General features: G+C 70.8%; 20 protein-coding genes. 14 read left to right on the top strand and 6 right to left on the bottom strand.

Features of this window, described 5'->3' with window-relative positions; translation table 11 throughout:
• The first annotated feature begins 42 nt into the window (after positions 1 to 42).
• The 3 genes from OG622_RS19505 to OG622_RS19495 all read left to right on the top strand — a co-directional run bounded on the left by OG622_RS19505 (position 43) and on the right by OG622_RS19495 (position 2,957).
• Positions 43 to 1,107: an LCP family protein gene (locus OG622_RS19505; protein ID WP_371584149.1), complete on the top strand. Its 1,065-nt coding sequence runs from the start codon at positions 43 to 45 to the stop codon at positions 1,105 to 1,107.
• A gap of 114 nt (positions 1,108 to 1,221) precedes the next feature.
• Positions 1,222 to 1,578: a YciI family protein gene (locus OG622_RS19500; protein ID WP_371577633.1), complete on the top strand. Its 357-nt coding sequence runs from the start codon at positions 1,222 to 1,224 to the stop codon at positions 1,576 to 1,578.
• Between the two features lie 44 nt (positions 1,579 to 1,622).
• Positions 1,623 to 2,957 (top strand): RNA polymerase sigma factor, encoded by a 1,335-nt coding sequence (locus OG622_RS19495; RefSeq protein ID WP_371577631.1) that lies wholly within the window; start codon positions 1,623 to 1,625, stop codon positions 2,955 to 2,957.
• A 19-nt stretch (positions 2,958 to 2,976) separates the two neighbouring features.
• Here the strand turns inward: OG622_RS19495 and OG622_RS19490 are convergent, their stop codons facing one another.
• Positions 2,977 to 4,173 carry a methyltransferase domain-containing protein gene (locus tag OG622_RS19490; RefSeq protein WP_371577630.1) on the bottom strand — a complete coding sequence of 399 codons (1,197 nt, stop codon included), beginning with the start codon at positions 4,171 to 4,173 and terminating at the stop codon, positions 2,977 to 2,979.
• Positions 4,174 to 4,283: 110 nt separating this feature from the next.
• Here OG622_RS19490 and OG622_RS19485 point away from each other — a divergent pair, with 110 nt between their 5' ends.
• The 4 genes from OG622_RS19485 to groL all read left to right on the top strand — a co-directional run bounded on the left by OG622_RS19485 (position 4,284) and on the right by groL (position 8,564).
• Positions 4,284 to 5,279, top strand: coding sequence for a polysaccharide deacetylase family protein (locus OG622_RS19485; protein WP_371577628.1), 996 nt, complete (start codon positions 4,284 to 4,286; stop codon positions 5,277 to 5,279).
• 143 nt (positions 5,280 to 5,422) lie between these two features.
• Positions 5,423 to 6,217: a polysaccharide deacetylase family protein gene (locus tag OG622_RS19480; RefSeq protein ID WP_371584148.1), complete on the top strand. Its 795-nt coding sequence runs from the start codon at positions 5,423 to 5,425 to the stop codon at positions 6,215 to 6,217.
• 261 nt (positions 6,218 to 6,478) lie between these two features.
• Positions 6,479 to 6,787 (top strand): co-chaperone GroES, encoded by a 309-nt coding sequence (groES, locus tag OG622_RS19475; protein ID WP_003998759.1) that lies wholly within the window; start codon positions 6,479 to 6,481, stop codon positions 6,785 to 6,787.
• Positions 6,788 to 6,941: 154 nt separating this feature from the next.
• A complete protein-coding gene (gene groL, locus OG622_RS19470) occupies positions 6,942 to 8,564 on the top strand; it encodes a chaperonin GroEL (RefSeq protein WP_371577626.1) in 1,623 nt (540 codons plus the stop codon).
• Positions 8,565 to 8,671: 107 nt separating this feature from the next.
• On the opposite strand, the gene OG622_RS19465 is transcribed toward groL, so the two are convergent.
• The 3 genes from OG622_RS19465 to OG622_RS19455 all read right to left on the bottom strand — a co-directional run bounded on the left by OG622_RS19465 (position 8,672) and on the right by OG622_RS19455 (position 11,047).
• Complete coding sequence (locus tag OG622_RS19465; RefSeq protein WP_371577624.1) at positions 8,672 to 9,379, bottom strand: ester cyclase; 708 nt, start codon at positions 9,377 to 9,379, stop codon at positions 8,672 to 8,674.
• Positions 9,380 to 9,473: 94 nt separating this feature from the next.
• Complete coding sequence (locus OG622_RS19460; RefSeq protein ID WP_371577622.1) at positions 9,474 to 10,247, bottom strand: SDR family NAD(P)-dependent oxidoreductase; 774 nt, start codon at positions 10,245 to 10,247, stop codon at positions 9,474 to 9,476.
• A 134-nt stretch (positions 10,248 to 10,381) separates the two neighbouring features.
• Positions 10,382 to 11,047: an MOSC domain-containing protein gene (locus OG622_RS19455; RefSeq protein WP_371577620.1), complete on the bottom strand. Its 666-nt coding sequence runs from the start codon at positions 11,045 to 11,047 to the stop codon at positions 10,382 to 10,384.
• Positions 11,048 to 11,128: 81 nt separating this feature from the next.
• Between OG622_RS19455 and OG622_RS19450 the strand changes: the two genes are divergently transcribed.
• Complete coding sequence (locus tag OG622_RS19450) at positions 11,129 to 12,031, top strand: LysR family transcriptional regulator (RefSeq protein ID WP_371577618.1); 903 nt, start codon at positions 11,129 to 11,131, stop codon at positions 12,029 to 12,031.
• Between the two features lie 62 nt (positions 12,032 to 12,093).
• Here OG622_RS19450 and OG622_RS19445 read toward each other — a convergent pair whose 3' ends face one another.
• Positions 12,094 to 12,429, bottom strand: coding sequence for a WhiB family transcriptional regulator (locus OG622_RS19445; RefSeq protein ID WP_371577616.1), 336 nt, complete (start codon positions 12,427 to 12,429; stop codon positions 12,094 to 12,096).
• A 391-nt stretch (positions 12,430 to 12,820) separates the two neighbouring features.
• Between OG622_RS19445 and OG622_RS19440 the strand changes: the two genes are divergently transcribed.
• The 4 genes from OG622_RS19440 (at position 12,821) to OG622_RS19425 (ending at position 17,178) form a co-directional block, all read left to right on the top strand.
• Positions 12,821 to 13,432: a response regulator transcription factor gene (locus OG622_RS19440; protein ID WP_003948568.1), complete on the top strand. Its 612-nt coding sequence runs from the start codon at positions 12,821 to 12,823 to the stop codon at positions 13,430 to 13,432.
• 268 nt (positions 13,433 to 13,700) lie between these two features.
• Positions 13,701 to 14,276 (top strand): sigma-70 family RNA polymerase sigma factor, encoded by a 576-nt coding sequence (locus OG622_RS19435; RefSeq protein WP_005481141.1) that lies wholly within the window; start codon positions 13,701 to 13,703, stop codon positions 14,274 to 14,276.
• A gap of 156 nt (positions 14,277 to 14,432) precedes the next feature.
• A complete protein-coding gene (gene guaB, locus OG622_RS19430; RefSeq protein WP_371577614.1) occupies positions 14,433 to 15,938 on the top strand; it encodes an IMP dehydrogenase in 1,506 nt (501 codons plus the stop codon).
• A gap of 115 nt (positions 15,939 to 16,053) precedes the next feature.
• On the top strand, positions 16,054 to 17,178 hold the full coding sequence (locus tag OG622_RS19425) for a GuaB3 family IMP dehydrogenase-related protein (RefSeq protein WP_371577612.1): 1,125 nt from the start codon (positions 16,054 to 16,056) through the stop codon (positions 17,176 to 17,178).
• Between the two features lie 760 nt (positions 17,179 to 17,938).
• On the opposite strand, the gene OG622_RS19420 is transcribed toward OG622_RS19425, so the two are convergent.
• Positions 17,939 to 19,147: a nucleotide sugar dehydrogenase gene (locus tag OG622_RS19420; RefSeq protein ID WP_371577610.1), complete on the bottom strand. Its 1,209-nt coding sequence runs from the start codon at positions 19,145 to 19,147 to the stop codon at positions 17,939 to 17,941.
• A gap of 282 nt (positions 19,148 to 19,429) precedes the next feature.
• Between OG622_RS19420 and OG622_RS19415 the strand changes: the two genes are divergently transcribed.
• Together OG622_RS19415 and OG622_RS19410 are read left to right on the top strand one after the other, a co-directional pair.
• A complete protein-coding gene (locus OG622_RS19415; RefSeq protein ID WP_371577608.1) occupies positions 19,430 to 21,136 on the top strand; it encodes a glycerol-3-phosphate dehydrogenase/oxidase in 1,707 nt (568 codons plus the stop codon).
• A gap of 274 nt (positions 21,137 to 21,410) precedes the next feature.
• Complete coding sequence (locus OG622_RS19410) at positions 21,411 to 23,567, top strand: serine/threonine-protein kinase (protein WP_371577606.1); 2,157 nt, start codon at positions 21,411 to 21,413, stop codon at positions 23,565 to 23,567.
• Positions 23,568 to 23,601 lie beyond the last annotated feature (34 nt).

The following is a 23,601-nucleotide window of genomic DNA, read 5'->3' as shown; positions in this document are numbered from 1 at the left end:
CCCGCAGGTTATTTCTCGCCGTAACAATTCGGACGTACGTTCATTCGTGTGACTGGTGAAGGAAACGCGTGCGGGGACGACAACGGGGGCGCGGGCAGACGGCGGCGGCTGAAAATCGCCGGGTTCGCGCTCGCCGGCGTCCTCGTACTCGGGGCGAGCGGGGCGGGCTGGGCGTTCTGGCGGCTGAACGACAACATCAAGAGCGTCGACATCAACAGCGCGCTCGGTGACAACCGCCCCGCGAAGATCCAGGCGACGGCGTCGCCCGAGGCGTCGGCCACCGCCGAAATCCTGCCGAGCGGCGCGCTGAACATCCTCGTCCTCGGCTCCGACTCCCGCAGTGGCAAGGAGAACGCCGAACTGGGGGGCGGCGGTGAGGACTCGGGCGCCCGATCCGACACGGCGATGGTCGTCCACATCGACGAGGGCCGCACCGAGGCGACGGTCGTCAGCATCCCCCGCGACACCCTGGTCACCCGCCCGTCCTGCCCGCTGGAGTCGGGCGGTTCGACGACGGTGGCGTACAACGTGATGTTCAACAGCGCGTACGCGGTCGGCGGCCCGATCTGCGCGGTCAAGACCGTCGAGTCGATGACGGACGTCCGCATGGACCACTACGTCGAGATCGACTTCTCCGGCTTCGCGAAGCTCGTCGACGCGCTCGGCGGTGTCACGGTCACGGTGGACGAGGACATCGACGACGACGATTCGCACCTGAAGCTGGAGGCCGGCACCCACCACCTCGACGGCGAGCAGGCCCTGGCCCTGTCCCGCACCCGCCACGGCATCGGCGACGGCAGCGACCTCGGCCGCATCGGCCTCCAGCAGAAGCTGGTGAAGGCCCTGCTGGACCAGATCTCCTCGACCGACCTCCTCACCGACCCCGCCCAGCTCTACAAGGCCGCCGACGCGGTCACCGGCAGCCTGACGACGGACACCGGCCTCGACTCCCTGACCGAACTGATGAGGCTGGGCCGGAGCCTGAAGGGCCTGTCCTCGGACGGCACGAAGACCGTGATGATGCCGGTGGGCACGGCCCCCTACGACAGCAACCGGGTGGTGGCGGACGAGCCGGAGGCGAGCGAGCTGTGGGAGTCGCTGAAGTAGCGGCGAAAAACTTCTCCCAGAAATCCGGCGACCGTGTCGATCCGGGGTGCGGCCGTTCGACGCATGGGTGAGAGTCGGGGAGAAGCCCCGGCCGCCGACGCACCTGGAGTCACCATGCCGCGCTATCTGTCGATGGTCCGGATCGACGAGACGACCGCGCCCGCCGAGGGCCCGAGCCCCGAGCTGATGCAGCGGATGGGGGATCTGATCGAGGAGATGACGAAGGCCGGGGTGCTGCTGGACACCGCCGGGCTGACGCCGACCGCGCAGGGCACGCGGGTGCACTGGGAAGGCGGGAAGATCTCCGTCACCGACGGGCCGTTCACCGAGTCCAAGGAGGTCGTGGGCGGGTACGCCATCGTCCAGGCCAAGGACATGGCCGAGGCGATCGAGTGGACCAAGCGGTTCCTGAAGGTGCACGAGGAGCACTGGACGGTGACGTGCGAGGTGCGGGAGATCATGGAGGGCTGAGCCTGCTTGGCCGGGGGCGCGCTCCGGGTGTCTGATGGTGGGCTGTGACCCCACAGCCCACCCCGGCATCAGATCCCGCTCCCGCAGCAGACCCCGCACCCGACTCGGGCACGGCCATCGCAACCGGTACGGCCACCGACTCCGGCACGGCCATCGAAACAGTCTTCCGCATGGAGTCGCCCCGGCTCATCGCCGGGGTCGCGCGGATCGTGCGGGACGTCGGGATCGCCGAGGAGCTGGCTCAGGACGCGCTGGTGGCGGCGCTGGAGCAGTGGCCGAGGGACGGGGTGCCGGACAACCCGGGCGCCTGGCTGACGGCCACGGCCAAGCACCGGGCGATCGACCTCGTGCGCCGCCGGGAGCGGTACGCGCGCAAGCTCGCGGAGGTGGGCCGGGATCTGGAGGCGGCGGGGCCGTATCTCGATCAGCCGTCCGACCCGGACGACATCGACGACGACCTGCTCCGCCTCGTCTTCACGGCCTGCCACCCCGTGCTCTCCGCCGAGGCCCGCATCGCCCTCACCCTCCGCCTCCTCGGCGGCCTGACCACGCCCGAGATCGCCCGCGCCTTCCTGGCCCCCGAGACGACGATCGCCCAGCGCGTCGTCCGTGCCAAGCGCACGCTCGCGACGAGGAACGTCGCCTTCGAGGTGCCGTACGGCCCCGACCGCGAGGCCCGCCTCGACTCCGTCCTCGAGGTCATCTACCTGGTCTTCAACGAGGGGTACGCGGCCACCGCCGGCGACGACCTGCTGCGCCCCGCCCTGTGCGAGGACGCGCTCCGACTGGGGCGCGTGCTGGCCCAGTTGATGCCCAAGGAACCCGAGGTGCACGGCCTGGTGGCCCTGTTGGAGCTCCAGGGGTCACGGGCCGCCGCCCGCACGGGCCCGACCGGCGAACCGGTCCTGCTGAAGGACCAGGACCGCCGCCGCTGGAACCGCCTCCTCGTCGCCCGGGGCTTCACCGCCCTCGGCCGCGCCACCGCCTGCGCGACGGGCGCCCCGGGCCCGTACGCCCTCCAGGCCGCCATCGCCGCCTGCCACGCACAGGCGTACGCCTATGAGGAGACGGACTGGCCGAAGATCGCCACCCTGTACGCCCTGCTGGCCGCCCGAGCCCCGTCCCCCGTGGTGGAGCTGAACCGCGCGGTCGCCGTCTCCATGGCCGAGGGTCCGGGCCCCGCCCTGGAGATCGTGGACGGCCTCGCCGCCGAACCCGCCCTCCGCGACTACCACTTGCTGCCCAGCGTGCGGGGGGATCTGCTGCGCCGGTTGGGCCGTACGCAGGAGGCCCGCGCCGAGTTCGTACGGGCGGCCGGGCTGGCGCGGAACGAGCGGGAGCGGGCGTTGCTGCTGGCGAGGGCGGAGGAGGGGGAGTGAGACCAGGGGGCAGGCGGCGCTAGACCGGGTGCCCGATCAGCATCGTCGGGGCTCCCGCGACGCGGGTCAGGAAGACCGTCGCCGAGTTGCGGCCCTGAGGCTTGACCTTCCTGCGCAGTTCCTCCGGCTCGACGGCGGACCCCCGCTTCTTCACGGTCAGGATGCCGACCTCGCGTTCCCGGAGCAGGGCCTTCAGCTTCTTGACGCCGAAGGGGAGCCGGTCGGTGATCTCGTAGGCGGTGGCGTACGGGGTGACGTGGTGTTCGTCGGCGGTGATGTAGGCGATCGTGGGGTCGATCAGAGCGCCCTCCAGGTCCTCGGCGACCTCGGCGACCAGGTGGGCGCGGATGACGGCGCCGTCGGGCTCGTACAGATACCGGCCGACCGGGCGGACCGGCGGGTCGGGCAGCATGGTGTCGGGGGTGGCCCGGATGCCGGCCTCCGCGGGCAGCAGCATCGCGCTCCGTGCCCCCGGTGTCCCGTTCTCGCGGAACCACAGCACGGCCTCCTTCACGTCCCCGCCGTCCGAGATCCACTCGGCCTCGGCCGCCGGGGGGATCGCCTCGTGCGGGATGCCTGGCGCGATCTTCAGCGCGCCGAGGGGGGCCTTCAGCGCGGCCGACACCGCCCAGGACAGGGGCGGGGAGTAGGCCTCCGGGTCGAAGATCCGGCCGCGCCCGGAGGACCGCCGGGCCGGGTCGACGAACACGGCGTCGTACCCGGCCGTGTCCACCTCGGTCACATCCGCCTCGCGCACCTCGATCAGCTCGGCGAGGCCGAGCGCGTCGGCGTTGGCGCGGGCCACCGCCGCCGTCAGCGGGTCGTGGTCGACGGCCAGCACGCGGATCCCGGCGCGCGCCATCGCGACCGCGTCCCCGCCGATCCCGCAGCACAGATCGGCGACCGACCGCACGCCCATCGCCCGGAAGCACTCGGCCCGGTAGGTCGCCACGGTCGTCCTGGTCGACTGTTCGACGCCGTTCGGCGTGAAGAACATCCGCCCCGCGTCCGCCGCGCCGAACTTCGCCGCCGCCCGCTGGCGCAGCCGCGCCTGGGCCAGGGCCGCCGACACGAGGGCCGCCGGGTGGTCGCGGCGCAGCCGGGTCGCCACGGCCAGTTCCCGCGCCGGTTCGGTGTCGCGCACCTCGTCGAGGAGGGCGCGGCCCTCGGGGGTGAGCAGAGGGGCGAGGAAGACGTCGGGGTCCAGGGCGTTCACCGGGCCATTGTCGGTCAGGGGGAGGGGGCGTGGGCCAGTCGGTGGACGGTGGGGGCCGGGTGGCGGTGTCGGGGCCGTGGGCCGGGGCTCCCCTGCGAGGATGTGGCGCCATGCGACTCGTACGACAAAATGATGGAAAGAGTGCGAAGCGGGCGAGTTTCTGGAGAGGGAGCGGCGGTGTCCGGTGCGGCGTCGCCGTGCTCGCCGCCGCGGTCATCGTGTCCGGGTGTGCTGGGGGTGGCGCCGAGGAGGCGTCGGAGAGGGGATCCGAAGAGCGGCGGGGCACCGAGGAGCCGGTCCACGGCCAGGAAGGCGGTCAGCGGCTCCTCGACGCGCCCGGCGCCCGTGCCCTCGACGCGTACGCCGGGAACCTGCGCCGGGCGCACGCCGCGCGGGTCGCCGCCGCGAAGCGCTGGGGGCTGGCCGAGGTGCCGCTGCTCGCGCCCGCGCCTCCGGAGGAGAAGCCGGTGCTCAGGACGCGTAAGGGATTCGAGGTCGACCGCCACGAGCAGGACGGACTCCCCCCGGTCTTCACGACCGTCCCCACCCGCCACAAGGTGGTCTTCCTCACCATCGACGACGGCGCCGAGAAGGACCCCGCGTTCCTGCGGATGACGAGCGAGCTGAAGATCCCGTACACCGCCTTCCTCAGCGACTACCTGGTCAAGGAGGACTACGGCTACTTCGCTCGGATGCGGGACCGTGGCGTGGTCCTCAACAACCACACCCTCCACCACCGCCACCTGCCCGCGCTCTCCTACGCCGCCCAGAAGCACGAGATCTGCGGCATGCAGGACGTGATCGAGAAGCGGTACGGCAAGCGGCCCACGCTCTTCCGGCCGCCGTACGGGAGTTACGACCGGGACACCCTCCGCGCCGCCAAGGCCTGCGGCGTCAAGGCCGTCCCCCTCTGGAACGAGGAGGTCTTCGTCGACCGCTGGGACTACCGCGAAGGGGACCGCGAACTCCGCCCCGGCGACATCGTCCTCAGCCACTTCCGGGGCGAGTCCGACTGGAACGGCTCCATGCCCGACATGGTCCGCCGCTTCCTGAACCTGGCCACCGCCGAGGGCTACGCGGTGGCGAGGCTGGAGGACTACCTGTGAGGGCCGCCGCGGGGCGCTGGGCGCACGGGAGGGGTGAAGCGCGGGGACGGCGGAGGGCGCGGCGTGACGCACGCCGGGGGGCACGGGTCGACGCACGCCGGGGGGCGCGGGTTCCGGCGGCCCGTACCTCGGCGGCCCGCGCCCTGGCCGCCCTCGCCGCTCTCGCGGCCCTCGCCGTGCTGCCCGTCGCCGGATGCGCCCCCGATCACCCCGAGCGGGCCCGCCCCGCCGACGGCACCGCCCGCGCCCTCCCCCCGCCCCCACACCGCCGCTGGGGCCTCGCCACCCCCCTCGCCCCCGCGCCCGATCGTCCCGACAGGCCGTCGAAGCCCCGCGCGTCCGGGCCCGGACTGCCGCCCGTCGTCGACCGCGTTCCGACCCGGGACAAGGTGGTCTTCCTGACGTACGACGACGGGGCCGAGAAGGACCCGAGGTTCGTCGACATGGTGCGTGAGCTGCGGCTGCCGGTGAGCATGTTCCTGACGGACAGTGTCGTGGGGCCGGGATACGGCCACTTCGCGCGGCTGCGGGCCGTCGGCGCGACCGTGCAGAACCACACGCTCGACCACACCGCCCTGCGCGGCCTGCCGTACGCCGGACAGCGCGCCGAGATCTGCGGCCAGCAGAACAAGCTGAAGCGGCTCTTCGGCGTCCGGCCGACCCTCTTCCGCCCGCCCTACGGCGTCTACGACACCGCCACGCTCCGCGCCGCCGCCGACTGCGGCATCACGGCCGTCGTCCTGTGGCGCGCGTCCATACAGATCAACGACCTCCGCTACGCCGTCGGCGACCGCCTCCGCCCCGGCGACATCGTCCTGGCCCAGTTCCGGGGCCCGGACCAGCTGAAGGGCTCCACACTCACGGAGATGACGACGCGGCTGCTGCGCCGGATCCAGGAGCAGGGCCTGACGGTGGGCCGCCTGGAGGACTATCTCTGAGCACTCGCCCTCGGGTGCGCCCGACGTCCGACACCCCCGCGCGACGCCTTCGCGATCGGCCGCGCGACGACTCGCCGCGACTCACGCGATTAGCAGTCCGCTTGACCGAGTGCTAATCGCGGTCATAGTCTCAGGTCTGGCACTCCCCCCTGGAGAGTGCCAACTAGCGACGGGCAGGTCCGGCACCCGCGACGACGGATCCACCTGGTCGCCACCTCAGACAGTTAACCCCGTGAGATCTCCGAAGGGGGAGGTCGGATCGTGACGACCACCAGCTCCAAGGTTGCCATCAAGCCGCTCGAGGACCGCATTGTGGTCCAGCCGCTCGACGCCGAGCAGACCACCGCCTCTGGCCTGGTCATCCCGGACACCGCCAAGGAGAAGCCCCAGGAGGGCGTCGTCCTGGCCGTGGGCCCGGGCCGCTTCGAGAACGGCGAGCGCCTGCCGCTCGACGTCAAGACCGGCGACATCGTGCTGTACAGCAAGTACGGCGGCACCGAAGTGAAGTACAACGGCGAGGAGTACCTCGTCCTCTCGGCTCGCGACGTCCTCGCGATCATCGAGAAGTAAGGGGCTCCGGGGGTCACCCCGGAAATCCTGCACCCGCTTCCACGGAAGCACATTGCATGTGAGCTGCGCCCCGGGCCCCCGCGACCTTATGAAGCCGGGCGTTCGGGGCGCAGTTCGTTTCACCCACGTTTTCCGAGAGGGCTGAACCGCTCCCATGGCGAAGATCCTGAAGTTCGACGAGGACGCCCGTCGCGCCCTCGAGCGCGGCGTCAACAAGCTTGCCGACACGGTCAAGGTGACGATCGGCCCCCGCGGCCGCAACGTCGTCATCGACAAGAAGTTCGGCGCCCCCACCATCACCAACGACGGTGTGACCATCGCCCGTGAGGTCGAGGTCGAGGACCCGTACGAGAACCTCGGCGTCCAGCTGGTGAAGGAGGTGGCGACCAAGACCAACGACGTAGCGGGTGACGGTACGACCACCGCCACCGTGCTGGCCCAGGCGCTCGTCCGCGAGGGCCTGCGCAACGTCGCCGCGGGTGCCTCCCCGGCCGCCCTGAAGAAGGGCATCGACGCCGCGGTCAAGGCCGTGTCCGAGGAGCTCCTCGCGACCGCCCGCCCCATCGACGAGAAGTCCGACATCGCCGCCGTCGCCGGTCTGTCCGCCCAGGACACTCAGGTCGGCGAGCTCATCGCCGAGGCGATGGACAAGGTCGGCAAGGACGGTGTCATCACCGTCGAGGAGTCCAACACCTTCGGTCTGGAGCTGGACTTCACCGAGGGCATGGCCTTCGACAAGGGCTACCTGTCGCCGTACTTCGTCACGGACCAGGAGCGTATGGAGGCCGTCCTCGACGACCCGTACATCCTCATCCACCAGGGCAAGATCAGCTCCATCCAGGACCTGCTGCCGCTGCTGGAGAAGGTCATCCAGACCAACTCCTCCCGGCCGCTGCTGATCATCGCCGAGGACGTCGAGGGCGAGGCCCTGTCGACCCTGGTCGTGAACAAGATCCGCGGCACCTTCAACGCGGTCGCCGTCAAGGCCCCCGGCTTCGGCGACCGTCGCAAGGCGATGCTGCAGGACATGGCGACGCTGACCGGCGCCGAGGTCATCTCCGAGGAGGTCGGCCTCAAGCTCGACCAGGTCGGCCTGGACGTGCTCGGCTCCGCCCGCCGCGTCACCATCACCAAGGACGACACCACGCTCGTCGACGGTGCCGGTGACTCCGGTGCCGTTCAGGGCCGAGTCGCCCAGATCAAGGCCGAGATCGAGAACACGGACTCCGACTGGGACCGCGAGAAGCTCCAGGAGCGCCTCGCGAAGCTGGCCGGCGGCGTGTGCGTCATCAAGGTCGGCGCCGCCACCGAGGTGGAGCTGAAGGAGAAGAAGCACCGTCTGGAGGACGCCATCTCCGCGACCCGCGCCGCGGTCGAGGAGGGCATCGTCTCCGGTGGTGGCTCCGCGCTCGTCCACGCCGTGAAGATCCTCGAGGGCAACCTCGGCAAGACCGGCGACGAGGCCACGGGTGTCGCCGTCGTCCGCAAGGCCGCCGTCGAGCCGCTGCGCTGGATCGCGGAGAACGCCGGCCTGGAGGGCTACGTCATCACCTCCAAGGTCGCCGAGCTGGACAAGGGCCAGGGCTTCAACGCCGCCACCGGCGAGTACGGCGACCTGGTCAAGCAGGGCGTCATCGACCCGGTCAAGGTCACCCGCTCCGCCCTGGAGAACGCCGCCTCCATCGCCTCCCTCCTCCTCACGACCGAGACCCTGGTCGTCGAGAAGAAGGAAGAGGAGCCGGCCGACGCGGGCCACGGTCACGGCCACTCCCACTGACGTTCACACGTCGGTAGGCCACAGGTGAGGCCCGGCACCCCCGTTCGAGGGGAGCCGGGCCTTCCCGCGTCGCTGCCCGCTCCGGCGGATGCTTCAGGGCGCGCCGCCTACTTCTCCAGATCGTCGAGGGCGCCCAACTGCCCCATCAGCCCGAGCCGGTCGTACTCCCACCACCCCTCGGTGATCTTCCCGTCGGAGGAGCACCGGTGAATGATCGTCCCCGTCATCCGGACCGACCGTCCGCTGGCCGGGATCCCGAGAAAGTCCCCCTTGTGGGTCGCGTTCCAGGTCCACCGCGTGCACACCCGGTCACCCTGGGCGATCTGGTCCTCCACGGTGAACTCGAAGTCGAACCCGCCCCGCCACTCCTCGACGGTCCGCCTGAACGCGTCCATCCCGATGGCGTCCGGCTCCTCGGAGGGAACGTGGTCGTGGTAGCCCTCCGTGAGCAGATCGTCGAGCGGCGGCAGCTCGCCCTTGGTGGCGATGGTCGCCAGGAACCGTCGCGCCGTCCCGGCGTACAGCTGCTCGTCCCGCACCACATCCAGATCCGTGAACGTGGGCATCGCGTCGCACAGCGCCACCATCTCCTGGAAGATCCGCTCCGTCTCCGGCAGCCCGGAATTCCGCATCGCCTCCTCGTACGACGGGAACTCCACGATCTCCACGAAGTGCGAGCCGTCGGACCGGTCCTTCCCGATCACGCTGTGCGTCGCCGTCCGCTTCCCCTTGGTCTGCTCGACCCATGTGTCCATCAGCCGGTTCATCTCGTCGAACCGACTCGTCCTGCAGTCGATGAGCTGCACGAATGTCATGAGACCGCCTCCGGCCCCCCTGGCTCGGGTGGAACAGTTCCATTGTCCCCCGCCGCCCGCTCCCTCTCACCCTCAGGCGCCGCCGCGCCCACGGCTACCGCGGCCCGTACTTCCGCCCCGTCTTCGAGCTGATCCCGCCCAGCAGCCCTCGCGGCACCACCTTCACGACACCCATCAGGGCCTTGTACCGCGGGTCCGGGATGGAGACGGTCCTGCCGCGGGACAGGTCGGCCAGAGCCGCCGCGACCAGCTTGTCCGCGTCGAGCCACATCCAGGACGGGACGCCGTCGGTGCCCATGCCGGCCCGGTCGTGGAACTCGGTACGGACGAAGCCGGGGCACAGGGCCATGAGGCGGACGCCGGTGCCGGCCAGGTCGCGCGCGGCACCCTGGGTGAACTGCACGACCCAGGCCTTCGACGCCCCGTACGTGCCGCGAGGCAGGAACGCGGCGACCGACGCCACGTTCACCACGCCGCCGCGACCGCGCTCGCGCATGGCCTCGGTGGCCGCCGAGGTGAGGCGGAGAACCGCCTCGCAGTGCACCTTGAGCATCTTCAGCTCGTCGGCCATGGAGACGTCGAGATAGCTGCCCTTGTTGCCGAAGCCGGCGTTGTTGATCAGCAGGTCGACCGGGCTCTTGCGGTCGGCCAGCCGCCGCGCCACCGCCTCGATGCCGTCGTCCGTCGCGAGGTCCGCCGTCAGCACCTCCGCCTCGATGCCGTGCCGGTCGTGCAACTCGGTCGCCTGGTCCCGCAGCCGCTTGGTGTCCCGCGCCACCAGCACCAGGTTGTGCCCGTCCGCCGCCAGCCGCCGCGCGAAGGCGGCACCGATCCCCGCGGTCGATCCCGTAATCAGAGCCGTTGTCATGGCGCAAGCGTAGTGACCGGGACTGTGCGGGCCCGTCCGCTCCACCGCACGTTCACCAGCGGCTTCGCCGACACCTCGGTGAACACCCGCACCGGCGTGGCACCTTCACGGGCACCCTCCTGCGGACCCGCCCGTCACCCCTGCGCCGACACGTACTTCCGCGCGGTCTCCAGCACCTCCGGATGCAGCGCCTCGCCCGCCGCCAACAGCCGTGGCAGCAAACCGTGTTCGTTCATCGTGGCGCGGAAGGCGAGGGACACGGTGATGTCGTGGTCGGGGCGGTGCACGATCTCGATGGGGTCGCCCGCACGGATCTCGCCGGGCCGGATCACCCGGAGGTACGCGCCGGGCGCGCCCTCGCGCGTGAAGCGCTTCACCCAGCCCCGTTCGCCCAGATGCCGCTGGAAGTTGAGGCAGGGGATACGGCCGGACGTGATCTCCAGGACCACCTCGGAGCCGATCCGCCAGCGCTCGCCGATGAGGGCGCCGGAGACGTTGAGGCCCTCGGTGGTGAGGTTCTCGCCGAAGACTCCGCTGGGCAGGGTGCGGCCCAGCTCGCGCTCCCAGCCGTCCAGGTCCTCGCGGGCGAACGCGTAGACCGCCTGGTCGTCGCCGCCGTGGTGCCGCGTGTTGCACACCGCGTCCCCGGCCACCCCGCTGCCGCCGACCCCCTTGGGGCCGGGCGCCGCCACCCGCACCGGCCCGTCCACCGGCCGCTTGTCGATACCCGAGACGCTCTTCGACTCCTCCGCGACGTCGACGGCCTCGGCCCGCCCCACATTCAGTGAAAGAAGCTTCATACAGGCACGGTAGGCGGACCGGGGTCAAAGCGTCGACGCGATATTCGGCACCCTGCCCAAGCCCCGCTTATGCTCGACGCCGTGATCGAGGCCCGTCATCTCCGTGTCCTGCGCGCCGTCGCCGCCACCGGATCCTTCTCGGCGGCCGCACGCGAACTCGGCTGCACCCAGCCCGCCGTCAGTCAGCAGATGAAGGCGCTCGAATCCTCCGTCGGCACCCCGCTGCTCGTCCGCGGCGGCCGCGAGATGCGGCTGACACAGGCGGGCGAGGCCCTGGTGCGGCACGCGGCCGGCATCCTTGCCGGGCTCACCGCGGCCGAGGAGGAGGTCGCCGCGATCGCCGGTCTGCGCGCCGGCCGGGTCCGCCTGGTCTCCTTCCCCAGCGGCAGCTCCACCCTCGTCCCCACCGCCCTGGCCGCCCTGCGCGCCGCGCACCCCGGCACCCGGGTCTCTCTGGAGGAGGCCGAACCGCCGCGCTCGGTCGAGATGCTCCGCGAGGGCGACTGCGACATCGCGCTCGCCTTCCGCTACGAGGGCGCGGCGGGCGCGGAGGAGGGGGAGTGGGACGACCTGGTCGTCCGGCCCCTGCTCACGGACCGGCTCGTCGGGCTCGTGCCGCAGGGACACCGGCTGGCCCGTACGGGGTCCATCGGCATCGGGGAACTCGCCGGGGAACCCTGGATCGCCGGCTGCCCGCGCTGCCGGGGGCAGCTGGTGCGGGTCTGCGAGAGTGCGGGCTTCACGCCCCGCATCGACTTCGCGACCGACGACTATCCGGCGGTGGTCGGCCTGGTGGGCGCGGGCCTCGGGGTCGCCGTCCTGCCGGAGCTGGCCATCGAGTCCGTACGCGCCAAGGGGGTGCGGACGGTGATGGTCGAGCCCGCGGTGCGCCGGGAGATCGTGGCGCTCACCCTGCCGGACCTGGCCCGGGTGCCCACGGTCGCGGCGACGCTGGACCGGCTGGCCGGAGCGGCCGCGCGCTGACGCCGGACGGCCCCGAAGCGGTGCCGCACGGTTCGGTGAAAAGATCTTGAAGAAACGTTCCTTCAGGTGTTCGCGCCGGTGTCGTCCCCCGGCGCGGACGCGGACGCCGTCACCAGTCGGTGGCGCGCCCTGCCCATGAGCTCCTCGCGCTCGTCCTCGGTCAGCCCGCCCCACACGCCGTACGGCTCGCGCACCGCGAGGGCGTGGGCCGCGCACTGTGCGCGGACCGGGCATCTCATGCAGACCTCCTTGGCCGAGTTCTCACGAGCGCTCCGTGCCGCACCGCGTTCTCCTTCGGGGTGGAAGAAGAGTGAGCTGTCGACCCCACGGCAGGCCGCGAGGAGCTGCCAGTCCCACAGATCAGCGTTCGGTCCGGGAAGGCGGGAGAAATCTGCCATTACGTGTCCCCTTGTTGCCGTTCTGGGCGGAGATGTTGCCCATGACCGTACATCGACTATCTAAGGAGATGAAAATATGACTCATTGCGAATCTAGCCTCAGACACCAATAAATGGGAAGAAAAACGGCTGAATGGGGCATGGGTTGTGGTGAAACATTGAGGGTCCGTTGTGCAGGTCTGCACCGTGTGCGCGCCCTCACGTAGAGTGCCGAAGGTAGCCAGCCATCCCGTAACTCTTTCGAGTGACCGTCGTTGAGACGGGCGGAGGCGGTTGAGAGAAAAGCGCTCGGGCAGGTGTTCGTGTCCGCTCGTGAGTATCGACCGCACAGGTGACGATTTCGTACCAGCCTGGAGGCTCAAGGTGACGCGCATCAGCTGCGGAGGGCGGCCATGACATCCGTCCTCGTCTGCGACGACTCCCCGCTTGCCCGAGAGGCGCTGCGCCGCGCGGTGGCGACCGTGCCCGGCGTCGAGCGCGTGACCACGGCGGCCAACGGCGAGGAAGTCCTCCGCCGCTGGGGGGCCGACCGCTCGGATCTGATTCTGATGGACGTACGCATGCCCGGACTGGGCGGCGTCGAGACCGTACGGCGGCTGCTGTCCGCCGACCCCGGGGCGCGCATCATCATGCTCACCGTGGCCGAGGACCTGGACGGCGTGGCCCTCGCGGTCGCCGCCGGCGCGCGGGGCTATCTGCACAAGGACGCCTCCCGTGCGGAGCTGCGCGCCACGGTGACGCAGGCCCTGGCCGACCCGACCTGGCGGCTCGCCCCGCGTCGGCTGCGCTCCGCCGAGATGGGCGCCGCGCCGACGCTCACCGCGCGCGAGATCCAGGTGCTGGAGGGCATGAGCCACGGTCGTTCCAACGCCGAGATCGGTCGCGAGCTGTTCCTCTCCGAGGACACCGTCAAGACCCACGCCCGGCGCCTGTTCAAGAAGCTCGGTGCCTCGGACCGCGCGCACGCGGTGGCGCTCGGCTTCCGCTGGGGCCTGGTTCGCTAGGTGAGCCGCGACGGGGGCTCGGGAATCCCCGCCTGCCGCGAGGCGGGCGGGGGCGCTTACCGCCAGGTGAGAGGGGTCGAGCGGGTGCCCGCTGCTCGTTTCGCCGCGGATGCCGCATCCTTGAGGTGTGGAGTTCCTCGGGGAGCAGTCGAACGAGCGGGAGGGGAGGGCGCAGGAGATGAGTTCCGGCGCACCTGCTCATAACGCTTCGGTGCACAACCATGGACGTGGCGCCACGGACCGGACGGCCGCAAGGCACCATGGACCGATGCGCGACGACGAGACGACAGTGATCGGTGCGCTCGTGCATCGCGCGGTCGACGGGGACGAGCAGGCCACGCACGATCTGCTCGCCCATGTCCACCCCTTGGCGCTGCGCTACTGCCGCACCCGTCTGTCCCGGCTGCCGGGTGACGCGCGGCACTTCGTGGAGGACCTGGCGCAGGAGGTCTGCGTCGCCGTCCTCCTCGCGCTGCCGCGCTACAAGGACACCGGACGGCCGTTCGAGGCGTTCGTCTTCGCCATCGCCGGCCACAAGGTCGCCGACCTCCAGCGCGCCGCGATGCGCCACCCCGGGTCGACGGCCGTCCCCTCGGACGAGATGCCGGAGCGCCCCGACGACTCGTTGGGTCCCGAGGAGCGCGCCCTGCTCAGCAGTGACGCCGAGTGGGCCAAGAAGCTCCTGGCCAACCTCCCCGAGAACCAGCGGGAGCTGCTGCTGCTGCGGATCGCGGTGGGGCTCACGGCCGAGGAGACCGGACAGATGCTGGGGATGTCACCGGGCGCGGTCCGCGTGGCACAGCACCGGGCGCTGAGCAGGCTCCGGGCGCTGGCGGAGCAGTAGCCGTACGGGCTCCCAGGCACCCCGCATGAACACGCGGGGTGCCTTTTCCGTACGAACATACGAAGCCCGGTATCACTTCGTACCGTGGAATGTGTGCCCCACGCTTCCCGTTAGCATGGACATCCGCACCGATCAAGGCCATTTGGGGAAGGTGTCATGACTGCAAACGTCGACGGAGTGCCCGACAAATTCGCGACGCTCGGGCTGACCTACGACGACGTGCTGCTGCTGCCGGGCTCGTCGGACATGGCGCCTGACGAGATCGACACCGCCTCGTACGTCTCCAGGAACGTGCGGGTGAACATCCCGCTCCTCTCGGCCGCGATGGACAAGGTCACCGAGTCCCGGATGGCCATCGCCATGGCCCGCCAGGGCGGCGTGGGCGTGCTGCACCGCAACCTCTCCATCGAGGACCAGGCCAACCAGGTCGACCTGGTGAAGCGCTCCGAGTCGGGCATGGTCGCCGACCCGATCACCGTGCACCCGGACGCCACGCTCGGCGAGGCCGACGCGCTGTGCGCCAAGTTCCGCATCAGTGGTGTGCCCGTCACCGACGCCAACAAGAGGCTGCTGGGCATCGTCACCAACCGTGACATGGCCTTCGAGTCGGACCGCTCGCGCCAGGTCCGCGAGGTCATGACGCCGATGCCGCTGGTCACCGGCAAGGTCGGCATCTCCGGCGTCGAGGCCATGGAGCTGCTGCGCAAGCACAAGATCGAGAAGCTTCCGCTGGTCGACGACTCGGGCATCCTCAAGGGCCTGATCACGGTCAAGGACTTCGTCAAGGCCGAGAAGTACCCGAACGCGGCGAAGGACGGCGAGGGCCGGCTCCTCGTCGGCGCGGCCGTCGGCGTCGCCGGTGACGCCTTCGAGCGCGCCCAGGCCCTCATCGAGGTCGGCGTCGACTTCATCGTCGTCGACACCGCCCACGGCCACTCCCGCCTGGTCGGCGACATGGTCGCCAAGATCAAGTCGAACTCGTCGGGCGTCGACGTCATCGGCGGCAACATCGCCACACGCGACGGCGCCCAGGCCCTCATCGATGCCGGCGTGGACGGCATCAAGGTCGGCGTCGGCCCCGGCTCCATCTGTACGACCCGTGTCGTCGCCGGCATCGGCGTCCCGCAGGTCACCGCCATCTACGAGGCCTCGCTCGCCGCCAAGGAGGCCGGTATCCCGGTCATCGGCGACGGTGGCCTGCAGTACTCCGGCGACATCGCCAAGGCCCTGGTCGCAGGTGCCGACACGGTGATGCTGGGCTCGCTGCTCGCGGGCTGCGCCGAGTCGCCGGGCGAGCTGATGTTCATCAACGGCAAGCAGTTCAAGTCGTACCGCGGCATGGGCTCGCTGGGGGCCATGCAGTCCCGCGGCGACCGCAAGTCCTTCTCCAAGGACCGCTACTTCCAGGAGGGCGTCGCCTCCGACGAGCAGCTCGTCCCCGAGGGCATCGAGGGCCAGGTGCCCTACCGCGGCCCGCTCTCCTCGGTCGTCCACCAGCTGGTCGGCGGCCTGCGTCAGTCGATGTTCTACGTCGGCGGCCGGACCGTCCCGGACCTCCAGGCCAACGGCCGCTTCGTACGGATCACCTCCGCGGGCCTCAAGGAGAGCCACCCGCACGACATCCAGATGACGGTCGAGGCGCCGAACTACAGCCGTAAGTAGACAGCGGACCTCGTCACGCTGCGGCCAGGGCGGCCCCGGTGCATCCGGGGCCGCCCTCGTCGTGCCCGTCGGCGATACTGGTAGACGCTGAACGCATCAGGGAAAGGCCACAGACGTGACTGAGATCGAGATCGGGCGCGGCAAGCGCGGCCGCCGGGCGTACGCCTTCGACGACATCGCCGTCGTCCCCAGCCGCCGTACGCGGGACCCGAAGGAGGTCTCGATCGCCTGGCAGATCGACGCCTACCGCTTCGAGCTGCCCTTTTTGGCCGCTCCCATGGACTCGGTCGTCTCCCCGGCCACCGCGATCCGCATCGGAGAGCTGGGCGGCCTCGGTGTCCTGAACCTCGAGGGCCTGTGGACGCGGTACGAGGATCCGCAGCCGCTGCTCGACGAGATCACCGGGATGGCCGACGAGGCCGCGACCCGCCGCCTCCAGGAGATCTACGCGGCTCCCATCAAGGAGGAGCTGATCGGGCAGCGCATCAAGGAGGTGCGCGACTCCGGTGTGGTCACCGCCGCCGCGCTCTCCCCGCAGCGCACGGCGCAGTTCTCCAAGGCCGTCGTGGACGCGGGCGTCGACATCTTCGTCATCCGCGGGACGACCGTGTCGGCGGAGCACGTCTCCGGTTCGCACGAGCCGCTGAACCTGAAGCAGTTCATCTACGAGCTGGACGTGCCGGTGATCGTGGGCGGCTGCGCCACGTACACGGCCGCCCTGCACCTGATGCGCACCGGCGCGGCCGGCGTCCTCGTCGGCTTCGGCGGCGGCGCCGCGCACACCACACGCAATGTGCTGGGCATCCGGGTCCCGATGGCCACGGCGGTCGCCGACGTCGCCGCCGCCCGCCGCGACTACATGGACGAGTCCGGTGGCCGGTACGTGCACGTCATCGCCGACGGCGGTGTCGGCTGGTCCGGCGACATCCCCAAGGCGATCGCCTGCGGCGCCGACGCGGTGATGATGGGCTCCCCGCTGGCCCGTGCCACGGACGCGCCCGGCAGGGGCAACCACTGGGGCATGGAGGCGGTGAACGAGGAGCTGCCGCGTGGCAAGAAGGTCGACCTCGGGACCGTGGGCACCATCGAGGAGGTCCTCGCCGGGCCGTCTCACACGCCCGACGGCTCCATGAACCTCTTCGGTGCGCTGCGGCGGGCGATGGCCACGACCGGGTACAGCGAGCTGAAGGAGTTCCAGCGTGTCGAGGTGACGGTGGCGGACTCGCAGCACATGCGGTGACGCCGCGCTCGGTTTGAGCGTGGGTCGGGGCTCGGTTGCCTGAGGGCGACCGGGCCCTTTTCTGTGCCCAAGTGGACTGGTGGGGGCGTGAGTTGTGGGGGTGGGGCGCCTGGTTGTGTTTGGGGCGAATGTGGGCCGAACGGGCGGATCCGGGCGATAGCGTTCGTGTTCGGCGCCCCAGTTCGGCTGGGAGCCCCCTTCCAAGGACATGGTCCGGACCCCGCCCTCGGGGCCCGGCCCGATTTCCAACGGACCGCCTACCGGGCTATCGGCGGCGTCGTGGAAGGGGGCGCCCATGGGACGTCACCGCAAGCCCACCCGCTGGGACCGACTCCGTCTTCGGATGGTGCAGTGCCGGAGGAGGTGGATCTTGCGGTTTTTCGGATGGTGAGCGGCCGCCCCCACACCAACTAGGGGCGGACACTCCGTGAACCATCCAGGAGCCTGCCGCAGTATCCCGCTGCGGTGGGCTCCACCTTTTTTTGTACGGTACCGGATTCGCCGTGGGGCGGCCCGGTGCCGGAGGAGGTGGATCTTGCGGCTTTTCGGATGGTGAGCGGCCGCCCCCAAGCCAAATAGGGGCGGACACTCCGTGCACCATCCAGGAGCCTGCCGCAGTATGCCGCTGCGGTGGGCTCCACCTTTTCTGGAACCCGCCGCACCGCCGGGGCGGCAGCGGCGGGTTCCGCTTCGTACGCTACTGACGTACGGCAGCCCGGCGCCACCATCCCCCGAGGCCCAGCCATCCACGCGCCCCCCTTCACAACCGATGCGCCGCCCCCGTAGGCGTGGCCCCCCGGGTGTCCAGCAGGAGTTGGGCCTTCACCGACAGGCCCTGGAGGTCGTAGGTGCGGTGCTGCTGGAGCAGGATCGTCAGGTCGGCGTCGGCGGTGGCCTCGTAGAGGCAGTCGGCCCGGGGGATGGGGCGGTCGAGGACGCTCCAGGTGGGGATGTGGGGGTCGTGGTAGCTGACGTGGGCGCCGAGTTCGATGAGGCGGCGGGCGATCTCGTCGGCGGGGGTGCCCTGTTGGTCGGGGACGTCGGACTTGTAGGTGACGCCGAGGAGGAGGACGCGGGCGCCCCGGGCCGACTTGCCGTGCTCGTTGAGGAGGGTGGCGGCGCGCTGGACGACGTACTGGGGCATGCGGTTGTTGACGCGCTGCGCCAGTTCGACCATGCGGAGCGAGCGGGGGGCGTGGCCCGACAGGTCCTGGGGGAGGGCGTGGCCGCCGACGCCGGGGCCGGGGCGGAAGGCCTGGAAGCCGAAGGGCTTGGTCTCGGCGCAGCGGATGACGTCCCACAGGTCGACGCCGAGGTCGTTGCAGAGCGCGGCCATCTCGTTGACGAGGGCGATGTTGACGTGGCGGTAGTTGGTCTCCAGGAGGTGGACCGTCTCCGCCTCGCGAAGGCCACGCGCGCGGACCACCTTGTCGGTGAGGCGTCCGTAGAAGGCGGCCGCTGATTCCGTGCAGGCGGAGGTGAGGCCGCCGATCACCTTCGGGGTGTTGGCGGGGCCGAAGTCGCGGTTGCCCGGGTCGACGCGGGCGGGGGAGTAGGCGACGTGGAAGTCGCGGCCCGCACGCAGGCCCGAGCCCTCTTCGAGGAGTGGGCGGAGGAGTTCCTCGGTGGTGCCCGGGGGGACCGGGGACTCCAGGATGACCGTGGTGTGCGGGCGCAGCCGGGCGGCCAGGGTGCGGGCGGCCTCCTCGACCTGGGAGAGGTCGAGGGAACCGTCGGCGCTCGGTGAGGTGGGGGCGCAGATGACCGCCGTACGGACGCGGCCGAGTTCGGCGGGGCTGGTGGTGGGCTTGAAGCCGCGGGCGAGCATGCGGCGCAGTTCGCCGGGGGTGAGGGAGCCGGAGTCGGGACCGATGCGGTAACCGAGCGTGGGGATGCCGGCGGCGACGGCGGCCTGGGCCAGCGGCAGCCCCAATTGGCCGAGTCCGATGACGGCGAGATCTGCGGGCATGGCTTGTGGCCGTCCTTCCCAATAACCGAAGCGGGACAGGCGCGCAAGCCCTGTGGACTGGACGAGCGAGCGCAATGTAACACTAGGAGTAAATATGACCGATATGCGGGATTGGGAAATTGTTTTTCTGTGCGCGTCCTGCGGAGTTATCCACAGGCTGGGGGCTGGTGGTGGCCGAAGTCGGGCAACACGGTCAGAATTTCGGGCAGGGGGATGTGAACCGGGTCTTGCCTGACGGGCATGGACAGGTGAGGCCGGCGCGACCGACAGCAGGAGGCAGCGGTGAGGACAGCGGCACTGGGACCGGCGCAGCGCGCCGAGTCACTGGCGGGTATGGCCGAGCGCGAGCTGGATGTGCTGGTCGTGGGTGGTGGCGTGGTCGGTGCGGGCACGGCCCTGGACGCCGTGACACGCGGTCTGTCCACGGGCCTGGTCGAGGCACGTGACTGGGCGTCGGGCACCTCCAGCCGGTCCAGCAAACTGATCCACGGCGGTCTGCGCTATCTGGAGATGCTCGACTTCGCCCTCGTCCGGGAGGCGTTGAAGGAGCGAGGGCTGCTGCTGGAGCGGCTGGCCCCCCATCTGGTGAAGCCCGTGCCGTTCCTCTATCCCTTGCAGCACAAGGGCTGGGAGCGGTGGTACGCGGGCTCGGGCGTCGCCTTGTACGACGGGATGTCGATGGCGCGCGAGCATGGCCGGGGCCTGCCGGTCCATCGTCATCTGACCCGCCGCCACGCCCTGCGCATCGCGCCCTGTCTGAAGAAGGACGCCCTGGTCGGGGCGTTGCAGTACTACGACGCGCAGATGGACGACGCCCGTTATGTGGCGACGATGGTGCGCACGGCCGCGTCGTACGGGGCGAAGGTCGCCAACCGCGCGCGTGTCACCGGCTTCCTGCGTGAGGGCGAGCGGGTGGTCGGGGCCAGGGTGCAGGACGTCGAGGGCGGCGGGGAGTACGAGATCCGCGCTCGGCAGGTGGTGAACGCCACCGGGGTGTGGACCGACGACACCCAGGCGATGGTGGGTGAACGGGGGCAGTTCCACGTCCGGGCGTCCAAAGGCATCCATCTGGTCGTACCCAAGGACCGGATCCACTCCACGACCGGGCTGATCCTGCGGACCGAGAAGTCCGTGCTGTTCGTGATCCCCTGGGGGCGGCACTGGATCGTGGGGACGACCGACACCGGCTGGGACCTCGACAAGGCGCATCCGGCGGCGTCCAGCGCGGACATCGACTATCTGCTGGAGCATGTGAACTCGGTCCTGGCCGTGCCCCTGACCAGGGATGACGTGCAAGGGGTCTATGCCGGGCTCCGGCCGTTGCTCGCCGGGGAGTCGGACGCCACGAGCAAGCTCTCGCGGGAGCACATCGTGGCGCATCCGGTGCCGGGGCTGGTCGTCGTGGCCGGTGGCAAGTACACGACCTATCGGGTCATGGCCAAGGACGCGGTGGACGCGGCCGTGCACGGGCTGGATCAACGGGTCGCGGAGTGCGTCACCGAGGATGTGCCGCTGCTGGGGGCGGAGGGGTACCGGGCACTGTGGAACGCGCGGGCGCGGATCGCGGCGAGTACCGGGCTGCATGTGGTGCGGGTGGAGCACCTGCTGAACCGGTACGGGTCGGCGACCGAGGAGTTGCTCGAGCTGATCGCGGCCGATCCGTCGATGGGGGAGCCGTTGCAGGCCGCGGACGACTATCTGCGGGCCGAGGTGGTGTACGCGGCTTCGCACGAGGGGGCGCGGCATCTCGATGACGTGCTGACGCGGCGGACGCGGATCTCGATCGAGACCTTCGACCGGGGGACGCGCAGTGCGCGGGAGGCGGCGGAGCTGATGGCTCCCGTGCTCGGGTGGGACGAGGACCAGATCGAGCGGGAGGTTCAGCACTACGAGAAGAGGGTGGAGGCGGAGCGGGAGTCGCAGCGGCAGCCGGACGACCTGACGGCGGATGCGGCTCGGTTGGGGGCGCCGGACATCGTGCCGTTGTAGGGGGCTGGGTGTGGCCGCCGGGTGCGGCGGGGCGTTGTTCTCGCCCCCCGCCGCGCCTACCCGGTCCCCTCCCCTGGGGGCTGCGCCCCGGACACTCGCTGTCGCCCTTCGGGCTCGTCCGCGAACGCCGGAGGGGCTGAATGTCTTCGGGCTGTGTGTCCCTGAACCCGCCTCAGCTGCCGGCGTGGCTGGTTGAGGGGGGCCCTGGGCGTGGGGCGGTTGGCGGGTGGGTGACAATGGAGACTCTGTCAGGGCGGGTTGCATGAGGGGACGCATGTCGGAGGCGGAGCGGGCTGGGGAATCCCGTCAGGACAAGGACGCACGTCTCCTCGCCGGGCGGTACCGGCTGGGAGGGGTGCTCGGTCGCGGCGGCATGGGCACGGTGTGGCGTGCCAAGGACGAGACGTTGGGCCGTACGGTCGCCGTCAAGGAGCTGAGGTTCCCGTCGAGCATCGACGAGGAGGAGAAGCGGCGGCTGATCACGCGCACGCTTCGCGAGGCCAAGGCCATCGCGCGGATCCGTAACAACGCCGCGGTGACGGTGTTCGACGTCGTGCACGAGGACGACCGGCCGTGGATCGTGATGGAACTCGTCGAGGGCAAGTCGCTCGCCGAGGCCATCCGTGAGGACGGGGTGCTCGAACCGAGGCGGGCCGCCGAGGTGGGGCTCGCCATTCTCGACGTGCTGCGGGCCGCGCACCGCGAGGGCATCCTGCACCGGGACGTGAAACCGTCGAACGTGCTCCTCGACAAGCACGACGGCCGGGTCGTCCTCACCGACTTCGGTATCGCGCAGGTCGAGGGCGACCCCTCCATCACTTCGACCGGCATGCTTGTGGGCGCGCCCTCCTACATCTCGCCGGAGCGGGCGCGCGGCCACAAGCCCGGGCCCGCGGCCGACCTGTGGTCGCTCGGCGGTCTGCTCTACGCGGCGGTCGAGGGGGTGCCGCCCTACGACAAGGGGTCGGCCATAGCCACGCTGACCGCGGTGATGACCGAGCCGGTGCCGGAGCCGAAGCGCGCCGGGCCCCTCAAGGACGTCATCTTCGGGCTGCTGACCAAGGACCCCGAGCGGCGGCTCGACGACGCCGGTGCGCGGGCGATGCTCAACACCGTGATCCACGCGCCCGACCCGAAGGACGTCGAGCCGGTGGACGCGACGCGGGTCGTGCCGTTGCCGCCCGTGCCGGAGGAGCGCCCGAAGAAGGGTGGTTCCGGCGGTGCCGGGGCCAAGGCGAGCGGCGGCCAACGGTCGCGTGCGCCTCGGTGGTCCATGCGGAAGGGCGCGGCCGCGGCGGGTGCCGGAACCGTGGGTGCCGGTGCCGGTGCCGGTGTCGCGCGGGGTGCGGCCGGTGGGACTTCCGGTGGGGCCGGCCCGGCGTCTCCGGCCGCGGCTCCGGCGGTGGTGACGACGAGGTCCGCCTCCGTCGGGGTGGCATCGGGTGCCGATGCCGCGAAGGCCGGCAGTGGCTCGGGACAGACCGCGGGCACGTCGGCGCCGGGGGTGCCGGGGCCGCGCGCCGCCGGTGGCGGTGTGGGCGCGGGCGACGGGACGGGGAACCCCGTTCCGGCGAAGCGGACTTCCGGGTGGCCCCAGGTGCCGCCGCCGGATCTGCCGCCGCGGCCGGTGCCCAGGGCGCCGATCACGGACGTGGTCTCGCGGCGGACGCTGGCCGTCATCGCGGTGGCGGTGGTGCTGGCCGTCCTCGGGACCGTCCTGGCGCTCACCCTCGGCAATGACGACGGCAGTTCCAACAAGAGCAAGGGTGCGGACGTCAAGGCGGCGGCGTCCAGCGGGTCGGCGTCGGGGAGCGACGCCGACAGCGAGGACGCCGACGCGGACAAGGGCAAGAACACGGACAAGGGGTCCGACCCCGTTCCGGACGGTGACACGACGGAGAAAGCCGACGGTTCGAGCGGGTCCGGGGGCAGTTCGCCGAGCCCTTCGGGCAGGTCGAACGGGTCGGTGAACGGTGACGGCTCCGGCGGCTCGGGGAACATCGCGACCGAGACGTACAAGAGCGGTCAGGGGTTCTCGATCGGGCTGCCCGACGGGTGGAAGTACCAGTCCACGGGCGCAGCGGGCGCCCGGTTCTCCGGCCCCGACGGGCAGCGGCTGCTCGTCGGGTGGATCACCACGCCGAAGAACGACCCGGTCGCGGACTGGAAGAACCAAGAGCAGTACATGGCGCGTTCGCAGTACAAGCGGATTCGAATAGAGGCGGTGAGCTACCGGGGCTGGAACGCGGCCGACTGGGAGTTCACCTACGTGGAGAGCGGAACGAAGTACCGGTCGATCGACCGCGGATTCGTCGTCGACTCTCAGCAGGGATACGCGCTGATGTACACCGCGAAGGCGTCGAAGTGGAGCGGTGAGCTGCGCAAGGACACGTGGCGGACGTTCACGAAGACGTTCGAACCGAAGTCGTGAGGCGCCGGACGCCCCACCCGTGACGCTGTGCGGG

Source organism: Streptomyces sp. NBC_01314, assembly GCF_041435215.1.
Classification (GTDB): Bacteria; Actinomycetota; Actinomycetes; order Streptomycetales; family Streptomycetaceae; genus Streptomyces.
The sequence above is the reverse complement of the archived record's forward strand: the minus strand, read 5'-3'. Positions and strand labels throughout refer to the sequence as shown.